Origin of the sequence: Pseudomonas sp. RL_105y_Pfl2_101 (genome assembly GCF_963970585.1) — a bacterium.
GTDB lineage: Bacteria > Pseudomonadota > Gammaproteobacteria > Pseudomonadales > Pseudomonadaceae > Aquipseudomonas.
Map to the genome: position 1 here is coordinate 1 of NZ_CAXAPG010000119.1, position 1,372 is coordinate 1,372.

3 protein-coding genes are annotated in these 1,372 nt (G+C 45.7%); all 3 read left to right on the forward strand.

The genetic code is table 11. From position 1 onward, the window contains the following. Window positions 1–542: RHS repeat-associated core domain-containing protein (locus tag AACY31_RS28695; RefSeq protein WP_339483833.1), on the forward strand; the 542-nt coding region annotated here is incomplete at its 5' end. Further along, window positions 539–1,030, forward strand: a complete 492-nt coding sequence (locus AACY31_RS28700) for a hypothetical protein (RefSeq protein WP_339505650.1) — start codon at window positions 539–541, stop codon at window positions 1,028–1,030. The genes AACY31_RS28695 and AACY31_RS28700, both read left to right, overlap by 4 nt. A 215-nt stretch (window positions 1,031–1,245) precedes the next feature. Continuing rightward, a partial coding sequence (locus AACY31_RS28705) for a transposase (RefSeq protein WP_339491530.1) occupies window positions 1,246–1,372 on the forward strand: 127 nt, incomplete at its 3' end.

Here is a 1,372-nt window from a genome sequence, read left to right on the forward strand (position 1 = left end):
TCCGCAATTCGTTGCGCTTTCAAGGGCAGTACTTCGATGTGGAAACCGGGCTGCACTACAACCGCTATCGGTACTATGATCCACAGGTCGGGCGGTTTATTGGCAAGGACCCGATTGGGTTTGCGGGCGGGCTGAATGTCTATGCGTATGGGCCGAATCCAGTTGAGTGGGTTGATCCGCTAGGGTTGAAAGATGAGCCATTAGCACCGGGAAGTGAAAAAAATCCGCTCGCCACTTCTAAGGCTGCTCGACGTGAATCTATGAGACAAGCAGGAATACCTACAAGCCAACAACCGATTAGTCAGTCAAAAAACAAATCAGGATGGGAGTATCGCTATGAAACACCTCAACCTGGAGGCGGTAAAAGACTTGCATCAGTACAACAACAAACGATGGATGTTAGTCATCAGGACAAACCCCATTGGGAATCTGGAAAAGTCAAACTTGATGACGACGGAAATCCAAGAATGAGCAGGCACGGACGACCGCAGATTCGTAATGGCAAAGGAAAAGCCTTCTATGCAAAGGAGTGTTGCTCATGAATATCCCCCCTTACGAAAGAGAATTATTATTTAGAAAAGCTCAAGGAAACAAGCTACTAGAGGAATTCAAAAAGAAAATAAATAGCATTTTTTTGAATGGATACCGAGAGGAGTCTCGAAAAAGCCTACCTGAGACGGACCGAATTATTGAGAAGCTCAGATCAATGCAGCTAACTCACTGCATAGAGAGGACTTATGAATCCCTTGATGAGTGCTTTAACTTCATTACAACTCAGCTTGCAAAAAAAAACTTCTACGCACTAATTGATGAAGACTGGAAATACTGCGGAGCTGTACTAATAGAGGCCAACACCAAATTAAACAACAACTTTAATTTTGACGAAAGCACTAGCGATGAAATAAGACTTATTGCAGCAGACTTTTCCTCCCAAATATCCGTGGACCACTTCCAAGACTCCGACAGTCATTTATATGAGTGTTCTATAAAAGAATACGCAACACCAGAGATGGCACTTTCAACGCCCTGAACTAAAAAGAAGAATGTGCATAAACCTAGGGATGGTCTGAAATAGCCGGATATTCTCCGGCTATCGAGCCGTCAGTACTTTTCAAAAAACGACCCGCGTCGAAATTTGATCCATTCTCTTCATTCTTCTGCCCTTCCGGGCCCCCGGTGTCAGGGTAGTTGTCGCCTGAGCTGATTTATCAAAACGATAGATCGGGGGCGTCAAAGAGAGCTGTAATGTCGAGCTATTCACCTGAGCGTAAAGCGGCCCTTATCCGTAAATTACTGCCGCCGCAAAACATGACCGTGGCCGAGTTGTCGCGTCAAGAAGGCATCTCCCAAGCCACCCTGTATGCTTGGCGCA

Coding starts and splice junctions, on each gene's coding strand:
- AACY31_RS28700 (WP_339505650.1), top strand. CDS start 539: ATGAATATCCCCCCTTACGAAAGAGAATTATTATTTAGAAAAGCTCAA.